Origin of the sequence: Sphingobium subterraneum (assembly GCF_014199435.1) — a bacterium.
GTDB lineage: Bacteria > Pseudomonadota > Alphaproteobacteria > Sphingomonadales > Sphingomonadaceae > Sphingobium > Sphingobium subterraneum.
On the sequence record NZ_JACIJP010000023.1, the window covers coordinates 1 to 3,792 of the forward strand.

Here is a 3,792-nt window from a genome sequence, read left to right on the forward strand (position 1 = left end):
AGGGTCGTGCGGCTGAGCGGAACAGGAAAGTGTCATAAGGCACTGTTTGGCTCGATACAGCGATAGATGGTGGCCGGGTGAACGTTGAAGGTCCTTGCGACGGCGCTAATGGACTTACCCTCGAGAACGAGTTGGCGAGCGAGCTCCGCCTGATCTGGGCGCATTTTCTTTGGGCGTCCGAAGCTCACACCGCGCGCCATCGCCGCCTTTCGCCCCTCCTCGGTTCGGCTCAATATGAGAGTCCGCTCGAACTGGGCGATCCCAGCGAATACGGTCATGATCATCACGCCAGACGGGGACGTGGTATCGGCCCAAGGTTCATCAAGCGATTGTAATCCTGCCTGCTTTTCCTTGATGCGTTCCGCGATGTGCAGGAGTTCGATGGTGGATCGCGCCAAACGATCGAGGCGGGCGACGACGAGAACATCGTCTTTGCGCAGGTGACCCATCAGCTTTTCAAGCTCGGGCCGGCCACGAGCGGCCCCCGATATTTTCTCTTCGAACATCATTTCACAGCCCGCCTCCGAGAGCCGACCGCGCTGGATTTCCAAGTTCTGATCCTCGGTGGAAACGCGCGCGTAGCCGAGCTTCATGCGACTGCTCCAGATATTGTGCGAAAGTTACTGCAAAACAATTTTGTTTCGCACATATGTTTTGCGAAGAAATTCGCCTTGTTTATCGGCATGGGCCGTCCCCTTCGCAAAAGTTGAAAGTTTCGCACGGTATGCCCACCCGTCACCTCACTGACGCCCAGCGTCAGGGCTTTGCCCGCTTTGATGGCGAACCGTCGGCCGATCAACTCGCGCGATATTTCCATCTGGACCAAACTGATCGCGACCTCATTGGAACTCTGCGCGGCGACCACAATCGGCTCGGCTTTGCCGTGATGCTGACGAGCGCCCGGTTTCTGGGCGCATTTCCAGTCTCGCCCGCCGAGATCCCAGCGTCGGTCCTGGCGGCCGTGATCGAACAACTCGCTCTTGAACCCGGCACGGACGTGGACGCCTATTTTGCGGGAAGCCGACGCATCCGGCACCTCGCGCTCATCCGGACGCACTGCGGCTTCACGGACTTTGGCGACAACGCGGTGGCACGTTTCCGGCTGACCCGATGGCTCTACGCCCTTTGCTGGAGCGGCGACGATCGGCCCGGCCCCCTGATTGATCGAGCTGCGGCCTGGCTGATCGCCAACAAGGTGCTGCTGCCGGGCGTCACGGTCGTCGAGCGCCTGGTTGGCAGGATCCGCGATCGTGCGCGGACCAGGCTTTGGCGCCATCTGGTCGCCAGCTTGAGCGATGACCAGCGCGTGCGCATCGCCGCGCTGTTTGACGATGGCGACACATCCACGTTCGCCGCCCTGGACGCGCTCCGGACCGTTCCCTCCAAGCGCATGCCGACCGAACTCTTCCGACACCTTGATCGGCTCGATGCGGTCCGGGCGTTCAATCTGCGGCCGGCGCCACCGCGGGGCGTTCCCGCCACAACCCTTGAGCGGCTCGCGCGGGTAGCGCGCGTCGGCAAGCCCTCGGCCATCGCCGCCCTTCAGGAGCCTCGTCGAACCGCGACCGTAGCCGCGCTCTTCCATACGCTCGAAGCGGCGGCCCAGGACGACGCCGCCGAGCTGGCCGAGGCTCTGCTCGCCGACTTGGTGAAAGGGGCTGAAGCCGCCGACAAACAGGCCCGCCTGCGCAGTCTGCGCGATCTCGATGGCGCCGCGATGCTGCTCCACGCAATGGGTCTGTTGGTTTTGACCGACGACGCCCTGCCCCTCAATGAATGGCGAGATGTGCTCTTCGAGCGGTTGCCCCGTCCCGACATCGAGGCCGCCATGTCCAAGGTGGAGGCGATCGCCAAGCCCGCGGAGACCAAGCCCTATGATCAACTGCGAACAAAATGGCGGAGCGCCCGGCGATTGTTCTTTGAAATCGCTACCCGCATCGAGACCGACGCTGCCCCAGGTGGCAAAAACGTCAAGGCCGCGATCAGCTACCTCAAGGGCGTGGACGACTGGTCCTCTCTCGTCAAGATGCGCGGCGCACCGATCGCTGCGGTCTCGAAGGCGTGGAGGCAACATGTCCTGGATGACGATGGCAGGATGCGCGACCCGAAGGCCTATGTCTTCGCGATCATCGATGCGTGGCGTCTGGCGATCAAGCGTCGCGATGTGTTCGCCAAGCCCGGCATCCGATACGGGGATCCCCGGCGCGGGATGCTCGAGGGCGAGTCCTGGCACAATTCCAGGTTGATGGTAGCACGCGCCCTGGGCCGATCTCTGGAAGCCGACATTGAGATTGACGGTCTCTCCCGCCTTCTCGACGAGGCATATCGACATGTCGTTGCGCGCGCCGGCGACAATCCGGACCTGCGTTTTGAGACGGTCGCCGACAAGATGGGGATTGTGGTCACGCCCCTCGACAAGCTTGATGAACCCGAGAGCCTTCGAGCACTTCGCGCCGCCGTCCAAACGCGCATGCCGAAGGCCGGAATGCCCGACATCTTTCTTGAAGTCATGGCGCGAACCGGATTTGCCAAGTCCTTTACGCATCTGAGCGAGCGTCAGGCCACCGTCGAGCACTTCGAGATAAGCCTGTGCGCGACCCTGGTCGGCGGCGCCTGCAACATCGGTCTTGAGCCGATCGTGCGCCCGGAATTTGCGGCTCTGCGTCGCGACCGTCTTTCTTGGGTCGGTCAGAATTTCATTCGGCCCGAGACCATCGCCGCGGCCAACGCCGCGATCGTTTCCGCTCACAGTCGTCTGGATATCGTCCAACATTGGGGCGCAGGCGAGGTGGCCAGCGCCGACGGCATGCGTTTTGTCGCTCCGTCGAGCGCCATACACGCCGGGCCCAACCCCAAATATTACGGCCAGGAGCGCGGCGTCACTTGGTACAACATGATTTCCAATCAGTTCAGCGGTCTGACCGGAGCGGTCATCCCCGGCACGTTGCGCGACAGCCTGGTCGTCCTGGCTCTCCTGCTGGAGCAGGAAACCGAGCTCGATCCTCTGGAGATCATGACCGACACCGCCGCCTATTCCGACGCCATTTTCGGTCTGTTCTGGCTCTTGGGCTACCGGTTCAGCCCCCGTCTGGCGGACATCGGCGACGCCAAACTCTGGCGTATCGACCGCCAGGCGAGCTATGGGCCGTTCGATCAGACCGCCTGGGGCAGGGTTAAAATCAATCTGATCCGGGAAAACTGGTCCGACCTTATCCGCTTGGCCGGATCGCTCAAGCTCGGCCACCTCAAGGCCGCAGGCGTCATGCGAATGCTGCAGGTCAAAGACCGCCCAACAACGCTGGCCAAGGCCCTGTCTGAACTCGGCCGCATCATCAAGACGCTGCATATCCTGCGATACATCGATGACCGGCCGTTCCGGCGACGAATATTGTTTCAGCTCAACCGGCAGGAATTGCGCCACAAGCTCGGTCGGCGCGTCCATCACGGCGATCGGGGCGAAATCAGAAGCCCTCTGCGTCAGGGCCAAGAGGAGCAGCTTGGGGTCCTCGGTCTGGCCCTCAACTCCATCGTCCACTGGAACGCTGTCTACATGCAGGAAACCGTGCGCCAACTCAGCGAGGCCGGGACGCCGCCGCTGCCCGCCGATATCGCTCGGCTCTCGCCGATATCTTGGCGTCACATCAATTTCCTCGGCCGCTACGACTTCTCCGTGCCTGACGCCGTCGCAAACGGCGGCCTCAGACCGCTACGCCAACCTAATTCCGAATGGGACTTTTGAAAGGAAATAATGCCCCTTACGACACTTTCCTGTTCCGCTCAGCCGCACGACCC

General features: G+C 62.2%; 2 protein-coding genes. One reads left to right on the forward strand and one right to left on the reverse strand.

Going from position 1 to position 3,792, the window contains the following annotated elements; translation table 11 throughout:
* Positions 1-32: 32 nt before the first annotated feature.
* Positions 33-593, reverse strand: coding sequence for a recombinase family protein (locus FHS92_RS17970; RefSeq protein ID WP_011950653.1), 561 nt, complete (start codon positions 591-593; stop codon positions 33-35).
* 131 nt (positions 594-724) lie between these two features.
* On the opposite strand from FHS92_RS17970, the gene FHS92_RS17975 reads away from it, so the two are divergent.
* The gene (locus FHS92_RS17975) at positions 725-3,739 is read left to right on the forward strand and encodes a Tn3 family transposase (RefSeq protein WP_037555775.1); all 3,015 of its coding nucleotides are present in this window, start codon (positions 725-727) and stop codon (positions 3,737-3,739) included.
* The last annotated feature ends 53 nt before the right edge of the window (positions 3,740-3,792 follow it).